The sequence below is a fragment of the Arthrobacter globiformis genome (assembly GCF_030817195.1).
Classification (GTDB): domain Bacteria; phylum Actinomycetota; class Actinomycetes; order Actinomycetales; family Micrococcaceae; genus Arthrobacter; species Arthrobacter globiformis_D.
On record NZ_JAUSYZ010000001.1, the window covers coordinates 2,616,293 to 2,632,264 of the forward strand.

Sequence of the window (15,972 nt, forward strand, 5' to 3'; positions counted from 1 at the left end):
ACAACAGCTGACGGAAACATGGGGGAGCCGTCAGCTGCAAACTCATTTCCAGGCATTCCGGGTCACTGAGCGATGCAGTGCCCAGGCCGCCAGTGCGAGGAATGCCAAGGCTTGGATGCCCAGGAACCCTATGTCGATGAGCCACTGCTGGGCGGTTGGGTCATACAGCGGGTCGGCCTCGGGTACGGGCGGCTTCTGGAGGCCCGTGGTCGCAGCTGTCGCGGCGTAGCCAAAGCGTGCAGGCAGCAGCCACGACACTTGTTCCAAGCCGGCACGTCCGGCTATTGTAAACAGCCCACCGCACAGGACAAGCTGCGCCATGATCAAGGCAACTAGTGCGGGCATGGTTTGTTCTGTCGACGTCGCAGCGGCAGAGACGACGAGGCCGGCTACGGTCATGGTGATGCCAACAGCCGCCACCGCTACCGCAACTTCGATGTGTCCGTTACCCAACACGAGGGCGTCGTCCGGACCGGGGAGTCCAAGAAGCGCGAGCACGGTGAAGACCGCGCACTGGCACGCGACCAGCACTCCGAGAACCAAGACTTTGCTGAGCAGGTATGCGCCAGGGGACAGGCCGACTGCCCGCTCTCGCCGGTAGATGGGCCGTTCTGCAACCAACTCCCGTACTGCGAGCGCCGTGCCCATGAGCGTGGCCCCGACGACGAGGACAATCAGCCGCTGCTGGATCTGGTTGAAATCGCCCTTGGCCTCGTTGACGGAGAGACCTGCCTGACCAGGAAAAGCATGTGCCATCAACGCCAGCAGCATCGGCATGCCAATGAGAAGAACGACGAAGAGCCGGTCCGCCGCAACGACGGCCGCGTTGCGGCGGGTCAGCGTCCACAGCTGGCGCAGAGGAGCCGCACGTGGCGGCGGGGGCGAGTCACCTGCCGGAAGCGAAACCGCTGCGGAAGTCGTACGCCCCAGGTAAGCGTCCCGGGCGGGCGAGCGCGCGTACCGGCCTGCCCACGTCTGGTCCTCCAACGACGCGAAGGCCGCGGGGTAGTTGTCCACGCCGAAGAATGGGAGCACCTCTGCAGGTGGTCCGAAAAACGCTACTCGTCCGCCTCGGGCAAGGACCAGCACGCGGTCGCACACGTCCAGGGCCAGGACGCTGTGGGTGACCACCAGCACGACGCGGCCGGCGTCGGCGAGTGAGCGCAGGCTGCCCATGACTTGCTTGTCGAGTCCGGGATCGAGCCCGGAGGTGGGTTCGTCCAGGAATAGCAGCTGGGGGGCGGTGAGCAACTCTAAAGCAATCGACGTCCGCTTGCGCTGCCCTCCGGACAGAGAGTCGATCCGCTGGTTCATTTGCTTTGTCAGGTCCACCTCTGCGACGACCTGGTCAACCCGCTCCTCCAGTTCCCTGGTGCTCGTGTCGGGTGGGAGGCGCAGTTGCGCCGCGAAATGCAGGGCGCGCCGGACCGTGAGCTGGCGGTGAAGGATGTCCTCCTGAGGCACGAGTCCCACCAGAAACCTGAGTTGTGCGTACTCCGCGTAGAGGTCGCGACCGTTCCAGGTCACGCGTCCTCGGGTTGCTGGTTGCAGGCCGGTCAGTGCACCCAGAAGGGTAGATTTTCCTGCACCCGACGGCCCGATGACCGCTACGAGTGTGCCGGCGGGCACGGTCACGGCCACGTCGTCCAGTAGGTGGTCGCCCGCTTTCGTCGTGACTTCCAAGTGGCGGGCGCTAAAGACCGGACGATGGGCTGAGGGCGCCGCAATGTCGGCGCCGTTCCAGATAAGCGTGCTCGAGCCTACCCCGATGTGGTCACCGGTGTGGAGTTCGGCTTCGCCACGGAGCCGCTCCCCATTCAGGAAGGTGCCGTTGAAGCTGCCTTCGTCGCGGAGGACTGTTGATTCCTGGATCGCCACTGTGGCGTGGCGCCGCGACACCAGGGGGTCGTCCACAACAATGTCGGACGATCGCGACCGCCCTATGGTGAGTACACGCTGTTTTGTGGGCTGCCGCCCCGGTTCGGCACGGAGGAGCAGCTCCGGTCCATCCAGCGCGCCAAGGCGCAGTCGCAGACCCTCTTGACGGAGCGGCACGGGCTGGTCCATGGCCTGCTCCCTCCCCACAATCCACGTGCCGTTTCGGCTGGTCTGATCGGCTACCCACCAACCGTCGTCGCTATGCCATATGCGCACGTGTCCGCGGCTTACACGTTCGTCATCGAGGCGTACATCGGCTTCAGGTCCTCTACCCACTTCGATGGCCCGTGCAGGCGGGAAGCTCCAGTCATGCCCATTCAGGCGGATGTGCAGCGAAGCTCCGCTCATGGATGGAGTTGTGCGGTCAGTCATGGCATTGCCTCACCTTGTTCGACGCAGGGAATCGGCGACCTTGTCGAAGACCGCGCTGTTCTTCTCGAAGAGTGACGTCGGCGCGAAGAACACGAGGAGTTGGCGCGGATCCGTCTCCAAGATGCAGACGCGCACCTGCAGGGTAACGGAGGACGAGAGGGGAAGCGTCCCTTCCATGACCTGTGCTTTAACCTCCCCGATTTTGGCGGGACCACGGTCTGCCAAGCGGGGGTCCTTGCCGGGAAGAAGTGCCTCGGCGACGCTGACGCGGGTAGCTGGGGATTGGCCACTGACCACAGCGGCCTGGTGGTAGATGGTCAGCCCTACGACGCTGGCGGGGTCCTGGCCTGCGATGCGGGCGACAACTGCAGGGGCGTCCGGCTCGTCAGCGAATAGCGCAGTGACGTCTGCGGGAGACAGAACGCTGACCGTACTATCACCCCCCATTCGGCTGCGGGGTGTCCAGCTTCTGGGGACTTCGAGCGTGTATGGGATGTCACTGGCGCGGAAGGTCACTCGCTCTTCAGCGGAGAGCAACTGTGGCAGTACCAGAGCAGCCGCGAGGATCAGGACGAGCACGGCCACCACGGATCCGAGCATCCAGGCGCGGCCCCGCTTCAGTGCCAGTGCGCGGTGCCTCGACCCGGTTGTCGTTCGACTGCGAGGGGAGGCTTCTCCCGTGGCTCGGGCTGTGCCGTCGTAGTCTGTGTCCGGCAGGAAGCCGGCAGGACTGGCAAGGGCCTCGGGCGGCGGCTGCGTCGGCGGACTTGGAACGGGGTCCATCATGCCGATGAGGGCGCCGCATGAGGCAGGCCGGTCGTCTCGTTTTTTTGCCATGCCAGCTTGGACGGCGACCCCGATGAGGGAGGGGAGCTCCGGCCGTTCCGCGCAAAGGAACGGCGGTTCCTCGGTCATGTGCGCCCACAGTTGGGCGGAGTCGTCGTCGTGCTCAAACGGTGGGTGGCCTGCTAGCAACGTGTATGCCACGCATGCCAAGGCGTAAACGTCTGCCCTGTTGTCAACGTCCTCGCCGCGTATCTGCTCGGGGGCGACGTAATCCAGCGTGCCAAGGAAGTGGCCCGCCGTCGTTACGCCCGTGGCAGAGGTAGCACGCTTTGTGAGCCCGAAGTCGGTTAGATAGACGTGCCGGTGGCCATAGGCGCGGTCGTCGGAAAGCAGGATATTGCCTGGTTTGATGTCCCGATGCACGAGCCCTGCCGCGTGTGCGGCGTCGAGGGCGGAAGCCGTGTCTGCGAGGATGCGCATAACTTCGGTCAGCGGAAGGGCGCCGCGGGTGTCCAGCTCCTCTTTGAGATCCGTGCCACGCACGTAGCGCATGGCAATGTATAGCAACCCGGACGATTCTCCGGCGCCGTAGATGGGAAGAATATTGGGGTGGTCTACGGAAGCTGCCAGCCTAGACTCGCGGACGAACCGTTGGCGGAACTTATCGTTTGCCGCGAGTTCTGGCGCTAGGAGCTTCAGGGCCACGGGGCGGCTGAGTTGGACGTCAAGTGCCCTGTACACAACACCCATGCCGCCGCGGGCGATCATTGACTCAATCCGGTAGCCAGCCAACTCCGTCCCTGGATCGAGGTAGTTGGGCGTCAAACCCATGGCTCAACCCATCCGTTGACCGCAACTGACACAAAATCGCCATTCCGGCTGGACCTGCCGGCCGCACCTGAAACAGAACGCGGCCACCTCACCGACGGCACCACCCACGGCACGAGGGGCAAGCGGGCCTGCAAAGCGGGTTTCGCCCGCGCCTGGCTGTGCGCTTGCGTGGGTGTTAGAGTCCGACCCCGGGGCCGGAGGTGTAGCGAAATGAGTGCGCGCCTGTGGCTGCGCGGGGCTGTGATGCTCTCCCGCGTCAGTTCGAACGGAGTGGGAGCTACCCCGGCTGGCATGCCGATCATTGTCCCCTGCAGCTTTCGTCAACTCGGTCCGCTCTACGCTCGCTCGGGAGTGGTCTGAGGCCTGTGGCGCAGCCCTGAGGGCCCCGGAGGCCGGAGGATGAGAGGCCGCGGGTCGGCTGCCGCTGGCGGCAGAAGCAGTGGCCGACGCAGCTCTCCGCCGCACCAGCACCATGGCTCCCCCGATAACCGCTAGAAGCAGGGCGCCCAGGAGGACGGGAACGAGCGCCCCGGGCGACGAGGTTGCGGTCTCTTTGTCCCCCGCTGCCTGTGCTTGGCCTTTCGAGGCCTGTTTGGCCCCCAATGCCCGGGCTTCGGCGAGCCGGTTCGTTGCCAGGGCTGAGTCGAAGTAGGTCAAAGACTCCTCTAGCGCGCTTTCGGCTGACCCGCCCTGGTTGCCTGCCACCAGATGGTCGATGCCCCGGCGGAATACCGCGTCAAACCGCGAAGGCGACGTTTGGAGGCCGGTCTTCACCAGCGCGGCCCGGATGGCGGCAGCGGGTACGAGAGTGGCCCCACCATCAGGTTGTCGCGAACCTGCGAGGCCGAGGACCTGTCCGGTCGCACGATCGACAACCGGACCGCTCGCCACGCCGGCGAGCAGTGGCGCGGCGAGGTTTGTAGCGGACTGAATGCGGGCAGCTGTCGCGTCTACTTTGGTGGGAAGCTGAACGGGAGCCACTTTCGGGGTCGGGCGCTGCGTAAAGCCAAGCAGCATGCCGTCGACCTTAGACGCTGCGGCGGTCGGGGCGAGGCTGGCGGTTGGCGCAGCGCCACCCCCGCTGATTCGAAGAAGGGCCACGTCGTTGGGCTTAGACGGCGCGTTGAGCAGCTCGGCGACGACGTCTCCGGGCTTGGACGTGTATGTCCGCACGTGGTACTGCGCCACGCTGAAGAGGACGCAGTGCGTCACCTGCTTATAGCAGTGTTGAAGGTGTGGTCCCCAGTGAGCGTCCGGAGTGTAGCCCCGACGGGCGCGGTTCCCGTTGTTGCCGAGAATCGGTACGTGCATTTTTGAGGCAAAGAGCTCGTTTGCGGCGTATGCGGCGACGGTGTCCTTGTCGAGGGCGAGGCTCTCCCAAGTAGTCGCCACGATCCCGTCAGCAGAGAGCAGGATCCCGGTGGCGGACCGCAACGGCACTATGGACCGGCCCCGGGCGATTTCCACCTCCCCGCTGGAGTGGTCAATGTGTGCGATCTCCGCCACTGCCACGAGCTCGATCCGGACCAGGGCCGCCTTGGATCCCTCCATGCCGCTTTGCATAGTTGGCGTTGGCGATGGCGTTGGCGATGGGGCGGGGCTACTGGCGCCGGTCAGGCCTGCCGCGATGACGACGGCAAGCAATACTTTGAGCAGCAAATCGAGCGAGTGCACGACAGGAAGTCGGAGCACGGTTTCTCTGTTCAAGTCCACAGTTTCCATTGGCACGCGCCTCGTTCCATTGACGGTCAGGGTGACCCGGACCGTATGGTGAGACCGCTAGATGAAACTATAGGGGTGAGGCTAGCACGCGCCGCAGTGCACCGGAAGATGCTGCGTGGACTCATGCGAAAGGTCCGCGTAGCGGGATACGTTGCCTCATTGGAAAAGGTCCGGGAAGAGGCAAGGCGCGGACATCCTTGAGGGGGACTGACGATAAGCCAGCGCAAGGCCGTCACGGTGATCAAGGCGCGGGCGTATGCCCGCGGGAGCCGGCTGGAGAAAGTGCGGATCCTTGATGAACTGGTGGAGCTGACGGGCTGGAACCGGGATTATGCGCGGCGCGCCTGCACCCCAGTGCGGGCGCGGGCGCTTCGGGCCCAGGATTATTGAGGCTCTCGATCTGGTCGGGCATGAGGGCGGGGTGGCCTCGGGGCAGTTTTGCCTCACGCTGACCGTGACGGATATCGCGACGGAGTGGACCGTGAACCGGTCGGTGCCGAACAAGGCCAGAAATGGGTGTTCGCGGCGCTGCAGTACGCACTGGGCCGGTTCCCGTTCCCGGTGTTGGGGATTGATTCGGACAACGGATCGGAGTTCATCAATGACTACCTGTTTTGCCTATTGCCATGCGCAGCAGATCGCGTTCACCCGGTCCCGGCCCGGGAACAAGAATGACGGGGCTCATGTGGAGCAGAAGAACTGGGCCAGGGTGACCTGCTACCGCAGCAGAAGCTGGTGTGCAAGGAACGCCACGGGGCAGAGTGGTGAAGAAACACGACGCCGCGCTCACGCCACATCAACGCGCCATCACAAACCCGGGACCCGGAAGTGCCGCGTCATCGCCATGAACGCCCAGTCCAACGCCTCAAACCCGCAGCATTGTCCCAGCAGATCCTGGCCTCACCTGCGAATTGGAAACCCCACCCAAGCAAAAACCCGCCCCTGCGACAACTGATATGTAGATCGGTTGTGTCAAGAGGCAGGGCGAAGCGGTCCCGGGCTGGTTGCCTGGGACCGCTTCGTTTGTTTGCTGCCAGGGACGGGCCGTGCTGGTGTCAGTGGTTAGCGTGTCGTTGGCGACGGCGCGGTCAGACTGATATGCGCGGGTTGGTTACCGCAGGACGAGTTGTTCGGCTGGAGGTTACCGCTGGTCTAGGAATCACGGGCGTGGCCGTTAGGGCTGCTCATAGTTGGTTCGCGGGTTTATTCCACGCGCTGCAAGGTGAACCACGTGGACAGTCAGGGGGCGTCCTCGGCAGGTTTTCCGTGCCCCCGGAGGGGAACGGAATCTTTAGTTATGTGGATGTAGGTGTCTCGAGCTGTCCGGTGGCCAGGGACCAGCACCAGCCAGATAATTCTCGGGCGATGGCGACGTTGGCGATGACCGGTCGTTTGCGGCGTTCGAGGTAACTGATCCAACGGTTGTGCAGGCGCCGGTTTCCGGCATGGCCGCGGGTTCTTGCCTCCGTGGTGGCTTCCTCCCAGCGGGGGCGCATCAGCCGTGAGGGGCTGTTGTATGGTCGACGGTGATGCCAGGCGGCCTCGACAAGAAGCCGGCGGGCGTGGGTGTTGCCTGTCTTGGTGATGGAGCCCAAGGATCGGGACGCGCCGGAGGAATGCTCAGTCGGTACCAGGCCGAGATAGGCGCCGATCGTGGAGCCAGTAAACCGGTCCCAGTCACCGATCTCCACGGCGAGGCCGAACGCGGTCAAGGTTGAAATGCCGCGCAGGCACTGCAGCGCCCTGACGACCGGGGTGTAGTCACTGCCGTAGGCCATCGCGGTGATCGCCTCGTCAAGACGGTCGCGCCGGTCCGAAATCTCATGTAAGGCCTCCAGGGAGGACTCGTAGGTCAGTTGCCTTGCGGGGGCATCAAAATGTTGCCGGGCCAGCCAGAGGTCGTGGATACCGGTCCACGCTCTGCCGCCGGAATAGACGATTCCCTGCCGCAAAAGGAGTTTCGAGATCCGGTGCCGGGCACGCATCAGATCGCCCCTGACGTCTTCCCGGGAGCGGACCAGATCCCGGGCCGCTTCCTGATCCGCAGAGGGGATCCGGACCGCGGTGATCTCGCCCAGCTTCAGCAGGCGGGCCAGATGCAGCGCATCTTTCGCATCGGTCTTCACCCTGTCCCCGGACGGGCGCTGAAGTTTGGACGGGGCCGCCACAAGCGTGTCGATGCCGGCAGTCAGCAGGAACCGGGCCAACCCGAACCCCGTGGGCCCGGCTTCATAGACAACTCTCACCGGCGACGGGAGCGACACGATCCAACCGAGAATTTCGGCATAATCCGGAGTCATGCGGTGCGGGATTACTTCACCGGTCTGCGCGTCCAATGCGCCGGCAACGACCGTTCGGGCATGGACATCCAGGCCAACGCTTGTACGCTCGAACATAGCTGGAACCTCCAATTTTCAAATGTGGCTCTACCTGTCCGCCAAGTGTGGCAGGCAACCCACGTCTTGCTTTGAAAGGAGGTTCCAGCCCCGGGCACATCCTCCCCGAACCTTCTGATAGAGGCCATCAGCGCCGGGTAATACACGATCCGGAACGCCACCACCCCACACATGGCACAACACCCCCTGGCAGGCTGGCGGTCCGGATCGGCCCCGGCGAAAATGGACTCCAGAAGGTTCCGGGCTTCACGAGGGCCGGGTCCTCCTACCTCATATCGTCTAGGTCAACACCTGGTTCAACCCGCCCCCTAAACGGACCTTTTCATATGAGGCAACGAAGCAGCCTTCCGGCACCTATTGACGTGAGGTAACAGGGATGCCTTATTGTCTCAGCTTGTCCGGCTCGGTCAGGTGCATCCGGAACTCGGAGGACTTTCAGAGTTCCCTTCTAGCGACATGTAGCCATGCACGAGATTAGGCATTAGCCATGTATCCATCCGCAGGAGCAGTTTAAGCCGGGCGTCTCCGCTCCCACTCATTGCCGTGAAATGGTCGCGGGTGCAACATTGACGCCATGGGAAGAAGCTTTTCCCGGTTGGACGATGTGCTCGGACCCGAGCGGATTCACGGCGTGACCTATTACCTGTTGCCGCGGTTTTTTGCGGTGATCCGAATCGTGGGCGCCCGTGGGCTCGTTACTGTGGTGTCGGATTTCAAGGCATTACCGAGCCGGCCTTCGAGTCGATGACGCCAAGGGCTTGCTCATCCGCCGAGAATAATCTTGAAGCGGGGGTGTTGATATGTCACGCGTATTCCTTAGTCATTCGAGTCGCGACACTCTTCAGGCTGTCGCGTTGAAGCGTTGGCTGGTCGAGCAGGACCTTAGCCTCGAAGGTGAGATCTTTTTGGATTTGGATCCTGTAACCGGGATCCAGCCCGGCGAGCGGTGGAAGGAAGCACTCAGGCGGTCTAATGCACGGTGTGAGGCAGTGATCTGCCTGCTCTCGCGAGACTGGGAAGCTTCGGCCGAATGCAGAACCGAGTTCCGCACGGCGGAGTCCCTCAACAAACTCATTCTGTGTGCCCGGCTGGAGCCCCTTACTGAAGGGGGTATCACTGGGGAATGGCAGCGATGCGACCTCTTCGGTGAGGGCTTAAGCACAAAGATTCCGGTTGATGGCATGGACCGTTTCGTCTCATTCCAGACAGAAGGCCTCCAGCGGTTATACAGGGGTCTTCGCAAGGCAGGGATCGGTGCTGAGCATTTTGTCTGGCCTCCAACGAATGATCCGGACCGGGCACCTTACCGAGGCTGGCAACCGCTGGAGGAATGGGACGCGGCGGTGTTCTTTGGCCGCGACGGACAGATTGTCAGGGGCTTAGATGAGTTGCGTGGTATGCGCAGTTCCGGCATCGAGTCGCTGTTCATGATTTTGGGTCCTTCCGGCGCCGGGAAGTCGTCGTTCTTACGGGCAGGCCTATTGCCCCGGCTAAGACGGGACGACCGCCACTTTGCGGTGTTGGAGATCATGCGCCCCGAGCGCAATGCACTGACCGGGGAGCGTGGCTTCGCCCACTCACTCCATGCTCTTCGCAGCAGTCTGGGATTGGACCGACCAGTACTTGCGGAAATCAAGGATGCTTGCGTCGCCGTCGACTCGGAACCGCTCCTGCAGTGGTTGGAAGAGGCGAGATCGGCGGCAGCGTCCCGGCTGCCGGCGGACGTGCCAACGACGCCGAAACCAACGCTGGTTTTGCCGCTGGATCAGGCGGAGGAACTATTCAGTGTGGATGCGGGACCACAAGCAACCCAGTTCCTACGGCTCCTAGGCCGGCTACTACTCCGCACTCGGGACGGGGCCGCGCCCGCGCTGATTGTGGCGGGCACTATCCGGGCCGACCGGTACGAGATGATGCAGACTGCTCCAGAGTTGGCGGACCTAGGCAGTCGGGTATTTGATGAGCTGAAACCGATGCCCGTTGCCCAGTTCAAGGAGGTTATCCTCGGACCCGCCGCACGGTCCACGGCGGCAGGACGGCCCCTGCGGGTGCAGCCTGATCTAACTGAGCGGCTTCTGGCTGAGTCCGCCGAGGGCGCGGACACTCTGCCGCTGCTCTCATTGACCCTAGCCCGGTTGTACGCCGACTTCGAGGGCGCCGGTGAGCTGACCTTGGACGGATACGAGGCCATTGGCGGCATGAGCAGCGTAGTGCAGACCGAAATCGACGCCGTGCTCGCCCGTGACCCCATCGCGCGTGAGTCCCAGCTTGCGAACCTGCACTCGGCGTTTATTCCATGGCTGGCTACCATAAACCCCGACAATGATCAGCCAACGCGCAGGGTGGCACGTCTGGTGGATCTTCCGGCGCAGGCCCGTCCGCTGATTGACACGTTAGTGGCCAGGCGCTTGCTGATTGAAGATGTACGGGGCGGCGAGATCGTTGTTGAGGTGGCGCTGGAGAGTTTGCTGCGCCAGTGGAAGGAGTTGGCCCAGTGGCTGGCAACTGAACGGGAGGATTTGAAGGAAGCCGACAATCTTGAACGCGCCGCAGCGGCGTGGGAGGGCAGCGGTCGGGGCCACGCCTGGCTACTGGAGGGCGCCCGGCTGACCGGTGCAGAGTCGCTGGCCTCGAAGCCCGCCTTCAGGAACCGCCTAAAGAATGTGCGGAGTTTCCTGATCGCCTCCAGACGACGGGAGAACGATCGAATTGTCGCAGCGAAACAAGCCGAACTAAAGGCCGCGAGAGACAAGCAGGAAGCGGCAGAGAGGCAAGCGGCGGAACTGCGGAAAGGCGCCCGTGTGCTTAGAGCAGTGCTGGCGGTCGTGACCCTGATAGCAGCGGTTGCCATTTTCGGTTTCGTGCAAGCGTCGATGACAGCGGAAGAGGCAACTGCGGGAACCTGCCAGGCAACGTCAATGCTGCCGGCATCTGAGGTCCAGCCGATACTGCGCGGAGCCAGGTTTGGCGGCGGAATGCCCGGTGCGAAGCAAGTCCTTGCCTCGCACGTACTGACAGAACCCGTTCGCAACCCCATGACGAGGCAGACAGTACTGCCAGGAGCGCTGCTGCAGTCGCTCCGGATGGCCGCTAGATAGCATCTGGCAGACTGACCGTACAGCGCGGTTGTAGATCCCGCCAACGAAGGTCACCTCATAATCTGAAGGGCATAATGTCATGCCGCTAGTTGCGCCTTCAATGACGTGTCATCCGCTGCCTCTATGAGCATTTCGGCGGCGTGGAGCAGGCGCCCGACCACGCCCGCCTGCCCGGTGGATGCAATGAAGACGTCTATGGCGGCCATGGGCCCATTCTGCGGGCAGGTTTCTACATCCGGAAGGCCTGACAGCGGCACCGGGTGGCGGAGCAGGGGGATTCTGTCTGCGGCTATCGCAGGACCGGGGTGCAGGCTAGTCTCGCGGTATGAAACCGCTGATCCTGCTGGACATTGAGGGAGTGCTGAATCCTGTGGCGCATCCGAACGACGACGGCGAGAGTTCCGAGCGGTCACTGCCGGAGGCGAAGGCGTCGCTGGTCCGGAGACTCGCCAAATGCGGACAGATCGCGTGGGTGTCGACATCACCCGAGGACCTGACCGAGGAGCTGGAGTCGCAACTGCAGCTCGAGACGGAACCCGTGCGCGTGGAGTTGGAGATGCGTGAGAGCGACGTCGATGAGCCCACACCGAAGCTGCGGGCGGTGACCGAGTGGCTTGCCCGGAAGGACGCTGACGGAGAGGCCGGTTGGGACGCGCTGGTGTGGATCGACGACGTGCTCGGCCCGGACGCACACGAGTGGGCGGACGGATTCAGCCAGCCGGTACACCTGGAGAAGACGTCGCCGGAGGAGGGGCTGACCAAAGAGCAGGTCGCATCTGTCGAGTCATTCGTGGATGGCATCTGACCCGCCCGGTTTCGTATTTCATGCCGCTCTTAAATGAATCCGCGCCCGCGGCCGTGTTCAGCGCTAACGGTCTGAAGCAAGGGTAGCCGCGGGTGAATTCCCGGGAGGCGAAGATCGGGTACGCCTGGTGCACGTGGCCCCGCCCATGCTTGCTCTGTGTAGACGCGTAATCGTGCGGAAAGGAAAACAGGTACCACCCATGCGTGCCGTCCGCCCCGCTCGGGAGTTAAATCAAAGTGGGCGGAAGTCGTGTTGAAGCCCATCCGGTAACTCAGGTTGTCCGGAGTGAGACGGGGCCGGCGACGTGAGTGCCCTCTGAGACCGGGGCATCTCCCCCCAGCCGTCGCCGGCCCTGCACACAGATCAGGACCGAGGAACCACCCTGCTGCGCCCAAGCTGGGCGATGGGACCATGAGTTACGGGAAAGGACAGGCAGCTACCGAAAACACCCCCGCCATCCCCGAGCGGCCTAGGGAATCACGAGCAACCCGCTTATGGATGGGGAAACCAGTGGATCGTCCGTCGCCGATCAAGGACTGACGAAGCCGCCTAGATTCACGGTTGTCCTTGGTCTACAACCTGACACCCGAACTTCCGGCTACAAGTGTCAGGTTAGGTTCTGAGGCTTTCGAGAGCGGGCGTCAGGAAATGAGATTTTAGTTCCTATTCTGACGCTCGCTTTCCTGGTGGTGGCCTGCCGTCAAGTTGAGATGTAGCTCAATGGAACGAAAGGGCGCGTGGTCCGGACCGGGTTGACCCGCACTTGTCTACGAGGCTGGACGAAACGTCGAGAAGATGTCCGTCAACTAGGGACCAGCAACCAGTTGGTAAGTTCGTCCGAGTTCATTTTGCGCTATTGCCTTAGACATCATTTTGTTTCTGGGTGTTGAAAAAGGACCGGGGTTGCCTATGCTGAGCGCATGTCCGACAGGGACCGCCTTTGGCTACCGTCCGCGTCGAAGTTCCGCGGTTCAAGCCATGCCCGGAAAGCGTTGCCAATCTTCGGCCATTCGTAGTCAACGATGGAGTACCAGGCAGTATCGCGGTTACGCCCCTTGTAGACCAAGGCCTGGCGGAAGATGCCCTCGAAAGTGAAGCCGAGTCGTTGTGCAGCTCTCCTGGACGGGGCGTTGAGACTGTCGCATTTCCACTCGTAGCGCCGGTAGCTGAGCCTTTCAAAGACGTAGGACATCAAGAGGAATTGCGCTTCGGTGGCCAGCGGAGTTTGCTTGAGCCGGGGCGAGAATGCAACGTAACCAACTTCGATGACCCCATTGGTGGGATCCTGACGCATTAAGGCGAGCGTACCTACCGCTTTACCGCTGTTGAGGTCGATCACTGCGAAGTGCATGGGGTCATCCGCTTTTATAGCGGCCGCTACGTACGTTCGATAGTCCTCTTTGCGATTGAACGGGCCGACCGGCATGTATGTCCAGTCCCTGCCGTCAGCAGCGAGAGAGTAGGCGGCATACAGGTCTTCCGCGTGCCGGTCTGCGCTTAGTGGCTCCAGGCGGCAAAATTGTCCTTCGATAGTGACACGTCCGGGTGCGGGACGCGTGGTCCAATCGGGCATGGGCTGACCGATGGGCTGAGCATATTCGTTCATTTGCGTAGACATGTTTCTCCTGATTCATGACAACGGTGCTGTTGTATAGCCGATTGTCGACCTGGCGGGAGCTGCATGGAGGGCCCTCCAGCAGTCGCCGTCGCCGGGACCATCATCCTGGTCAGCTACTTGGCTCCCACAGGGTTTTACTAGGGTAAGTTGTCGGCAAAGTGAATGCTTAGCAAGAGCCTGCTCCCGTTGGCAATGGGAGCGGAGGGGGCGTGAAGGCTCCTGGTTCCCGAAGGAGATAAGAACGCACGATGCCCGCTGCTCCTCGAAACGCGCCGGACCGCACCGCCAGCATCGGTTTCGCCTTCATTGGCGTTCTGCTCATTGCCGTAAACCTTCGGGTGTCGTTTGTCAGCGTGGGACCGGTCCTCGCGAACATCAGCAGCGACCTGGGCCTGTCCGGCGCAGCAGCAGGATTTCTCACGGGTCTTCCGCTCATTGCTTTCGCCGTGTTCTCACCCGTGGCGCCCCGTTTCGCTGCCCGCCTGGGCTTGGACCGCGCGCTGTGGATGTCCCTGTTGATCCTCGCCCTGGGCATCGTGGCCCGATCCCTGGCCGTGCCGGGCTTCATTTGGGCGGGCACAGCATTGATCGGCCTGGCGATCGCGTTTCTCAATGTCCTGGTCCCCTCGCTCGTGAAGCGTGACTTTCCAACGACGGTCAGCCGGGTCACCGGAAGCTATACGGCCACACAGGCTGCCTTCGCCGCAGTGGGCGCCGCCGTCGTGGTTCCCGTTGCCCAAACATCCCCGGCAGGATGGCGGCTTGCGCTCGGAATCTGGGTGGGGCTGGCCCTCATCGCCATGGCCGTACTCATGCCGTGGCTGCGCCGGCACAGGACAGCCACCATGCATGGCAGCGCGACGGATACCTCCTACCGGTCGCCCTGGGCCTCAGCATTGGGCTGGCAGGTGACGATCTTCATGGGACTGCAATCGATCGCCTTCTACGTCCTGATGGCATGGCTTCCAACCATCGAGCAGAGCCGCGGGGTGCCCGCCAGCACCGCTGGCATCCACCTCTCCGTTTTCCTGCTCATCAGCGTCTTTGCCAGCCTTGCCACAGGGGGCATCCTTCACCGGGGTTCGGACCAGCGGCTCGTATCCTTCACGAGTGCCGCGCTCACGTTCGTAACATTCTTGGGGCTCGCACTCGCGCCCGACCTCGTATTGCTGTGGGTCCTACTGGGGGCAATTGGGTGCGGGAGCCTCATTGTCATCGCCCTGTCTCTGTTCAGCCTCCGAACCGTGAACTACCCGCAGGCAGCCTCGCTATCAGGCATGGCGCAATCCGTAGGTTACGGCCTGGGCGCAGCGGGCCCAGTCATTTTTGGTGGTCTTCGCGACCTGAGCGGAGACTGGGCACTTCCGCTGTTCCTCACCGCCGGCGTTATGGCGGTCCTCGCCGTGACAGGCCTGCTCGCCGGACGTGACAAGGTAATCAGCAGCCCATCAGGAATCCATTCGGCTTCCCAAATCTGAATTTGATTCGCTACCTATGGGACATTCTTGGTACGCAGCTGGTAGCCGTCCCCTTCGGTTCTAAAAAAGCCGATAGGACCTTCCGTCAAGCTACGCGCTCAGGGCAAAGGTACGACGACTGCAGGTAGGAGGGGAGCGGTTTAATTCAGTTTGGCGGCGCAGGTACTGGTAGACGGTTTCCCTGCTGATTCCGTAGTCACGGGCAAAGTAAGGCTTCCGGTACACCGCTGCCGGCGCGCTGGACCAGTTCGGCGGCCCGTTCTGGTGTCAGGGTCTTTAACGTCCTTTGTAGGCCCCAACGTTGCTTAGCGAGGGCGATGCCTTTCCGCTGTCGTTCCCTGATGAGGGAGCGTTCGAATTCGGCGAAGGCCCCCATGACGGAGAGCAAGAGGTTGGCCATGGGGGAGTCCTCGCCGGTGAAAACCAGGCTCTCTTTGACGAACTCCACCCGCACGCCCTTGCGGGTTAGGCCTTGGACGAGGGCACGTAAGTCGTCGAGGTTGCGGGCGAGCCGGTCCATGCTGTGCACTACGACGGTATCCCCGTCTCTGGCGAACCGCAGCAGTTCCGTGAGCTCCGGCCTGGCGGTGTCCCTGCCGGAGGCCTTGTCCGTGAAGACCCGGTCCAGAACCTGGACCCTCGAGCTGACGTCTGTCGTTCTGGTCCAACGTGCTCACCCGCACATACCCGATCCGCTGTCCGGCCACTGCTGCCTCCAAACCTCCGCTTGTAAGGTTGAGTTCTAGAGCCGTCCTACAAGGAAGTCAAGGCCCCGGATACTCCGTTGTCAGACTGGGGTGTGCTTCAACGTGACGTCTGAATAGGGAAGCATCCCTAGGCGCTGAGCTGCCCGGCAATTTTCGCCAAGGCCAGGTGGGTCCTGCCACGCGTGTTCCGGCCGGCCGACAATGGATAGTGGCAGTGATAG

The 15,972-nt window shown here is 62.7% G+C and carries 10 protein-coding genes and 1 pseudogene; 4 read left to right on the top strand and 7 right to left on the bottom strand.

Annotated elements, in window-relative coordinates; genetic code table 11:
* Positions 1 to 42: 42 nt before the first annotated feature.
* Genes QF036_RS11810 through QF036_RS11820 form a run of 3 tightly spaced genes read right to left on the bottom strand, consistent with a single transcriptional unit; the run spans position 43 to position 5,478 of the window.
* A complete protein-coding gene (locus QF036_RS11810; RefSeq protein ID WP_307102014.1) occupies positions 43 to 2,310 on the bottom strand; it encodes an ATP-binding cassette domain-containing protein in 2,268 nt (755 codons plus the stop codon).
* A 9-nt stretch (positions 2,311 to 2,319) separates the two neighbouring features.
* On the bottom strand, positions 2,320 to 3,927 hold the full coding sequence (locus QF036_RS11815; protein WP_307102016.1) for a serine/threonine-protein kinase: 1,608 nt from the start codon (positions 3,925 to 3,927) through the stop codon (positions 2,320 to 2,322).
* 3 nt (positions 3,928 to 3,930) lie between these two features.
* Positions 3,931 to 5,478 carry a zinc ribbon domain-containing protein gene (locus QF036_RS11820; protein WP_307102018.1) on the bottom strand — a complete coding sequence of 516 codons (1,548 nt, stop codon included), beginning with the start codon at positions 5,476 to 5,478 and terminating at the stop codon, positions 3,931 to 3,933.
* Positions 5,479 to 6,123: 645 nt separating this feature from the next.
* On the opposite strand from QF036_RS11820, the gene QF036_RS11825 reads away from it, so the two are divergent.
* The gene (locus tag QF036_RS11825; RefSeq protein WP_307102019.1) at positions 6,124 to 6,324 is read left to right on the top strand and encodes a hypothetical protein; all 201 of its coding nucleotides are present in this window, start codon (positions 6,124 to 6,126) and stop codon (positions 6,322 to 6,324) included.
* A gap of 620 nt (positions 6,325 to 6,944) precedes the next feature.
* Here QF036_RS11825 and QF036_RS11830 read toward each other — a convergent pair.
* Positions 6,945 to 8,045, bottom strand: a complete 1,101-nt coding sequence (locus QF036_RS11830) for an IS110 family transposase (protein ID WP_307102022.1) — start codon at positions 8,043 to 8,045, stop codon at positions 6,945 to 6,947.
* A gap of 800 nt (positions 8,046 to 8,845) precedes the next feature.
* Between QF036_RS11830 and QF036_RS11835 the strand changes: the two genes are divergently transcribed.
* On the top strand, positions 8,846 to 11,143 hold the full coding sequence (locus QF036_RS11835; protein ID WP_307102024.1) for an nSTAND1 domain-containing NTPase: 2,298 nt from the start codon (positions 8,846 to 8,848) through the stop codon (positions 11,141 to 11,143).
* 77 nt (positions 11,144 to 11,220) lie between these two features.
* On the opposite strand, the gene QF036_RS11840 is transcribed toward QF036_RS11835, so the two are convergent.
* Positions 11,221 to 11,349 (bottom strand): hypothetical protein, encoded by a 129-nt coding sequence (locus QF036_RS11840; protein WP_307102026.1) that lies wholly within the window; start codon positions 11,347 to 11,349, stop codon positions 11,221 to 11,223.
* 119 nt (positions 11,350 to 11,468) lie between these two features.
* Between QF036_RS11840 and QF036_RS11845 the strand changes: the two genes are divergently transcribed.
* Positions 11,469 to 11,948 carry an HAD domain-containing protein gene (locus tag QF036_RS11845; RefSeq protein ID WP_307102029.1) on the top strand — a complete coding sequence of 160 codons (480 nt, stop codon included), beginning with the start codon at positions 11,469 to 11,471 and terminating at the stop codon, positions 11,946 to 11,948.
* A 907-nt stretch (positions 11,949 to 12,855) separates the two neighbouring features.
* Here the strand turns inward: QF036_RS11845 and QF036_RS11850 are convergent.
* Positions 12,856 to 13,566: a GNAT family N-acetyltransferase gene (locus tag QF036_RS11850; RefSeq protein WP_307102031.1), complete on the bottom strand. Its 711-nt coding sequence runs from the start codon at positions 13,564 to 13,566 to the stop codon at positions 12,856 to 12,858.
* Positions 13,567 to 13,814: 248 nt separating this feature from the next.
* On the opposite strand from QF036_RS11850, the gene QF036_RS11855 reads away from it, so the two are divergent.
* A complete protein-coding gene (locus tag QF036_RS11855; protein WP_307102033.1) occupies positions 13,815 to 15,044 on the top strand; it encodes an MFS transporter in 1,230 nt (409 codons plus the stop codon).
* A gap of 90 nt (positions 15,045 to 15,134) precedes the next feature.
* On the opposite strand, the pseudogene QF036_RS11860 reads toward QF036_RS11855, so the two are convergent.
* Positions 15,135 to 15,751, bottom strand: a pseudogene (locus QF036_RS11860) (recombinase family protein).
* Positions 15,752 to 15,972: the final 221 nt, after the last annotated feature.

Coding starts and splice junctions, on each gene's coding strand:
- QF036_RS11810 (WP_307102014.1), bottom strand. CDS start 2,310: ATGACTGACCGCACAACTCCATCCATGAGCGGAGCTTCGCTGCACATC.
- QF036_RS11815 (WP_307102016.1), bottom strand. CDS start 3,927: ATGGGTTTGACGCCCAACTACCTCGATCCAGGGACGGAGTTGGCTGGC.
- QF036_RS11820 (WP_307102018.1), bottom strand. CDS start 5,478: ATGGAGGGATCCAAGGCGGCCCTGGTCCGGATCGAGCTCGTGGCAGTG.
- QF036_RS11830 (WP_307102022.1), bottom strand. CDS start 8,045: ATGTTCGAGCGTACAAGCGTTGGCCTGGATGTCCATGCCCGAACGGTC.
- QF036_RS11835 (WP_307102024.1), top strand. CDS start 8,846: ATGTCACGCGTATTCCTTAGTCATTCGAGTCGCGACACTCTTCAGGCT.
- QF036_RS11840 (WP_307102026.1), bottom strand. CDS start 11,349: ATGGCCGCCATAGACGTCTTCATTGCATCCACCGGGCAGGCGGGCGTG.
- QF036_RS11845 (WP_307102029.1), top strand. CDS start 11,469: ATGAAACCGCTGATCCTGCTGGACATTGAGGGAGTGCTGAATCCTGTG.
- QF036_RS11850 (WP_307102031.1), bottom strand. CDS start 13,566: ATGTCTACGCAAATGAACGAATATGCTCAGCCCATCGGTCAGCCCATG.
- QF036_RS11855 (WP_307102033.1), top strand. CDS start 13,815: ATGCCCGCTGCTCCTCGAAACGCGCCGGACCGCACCGCCAGCATCGGT.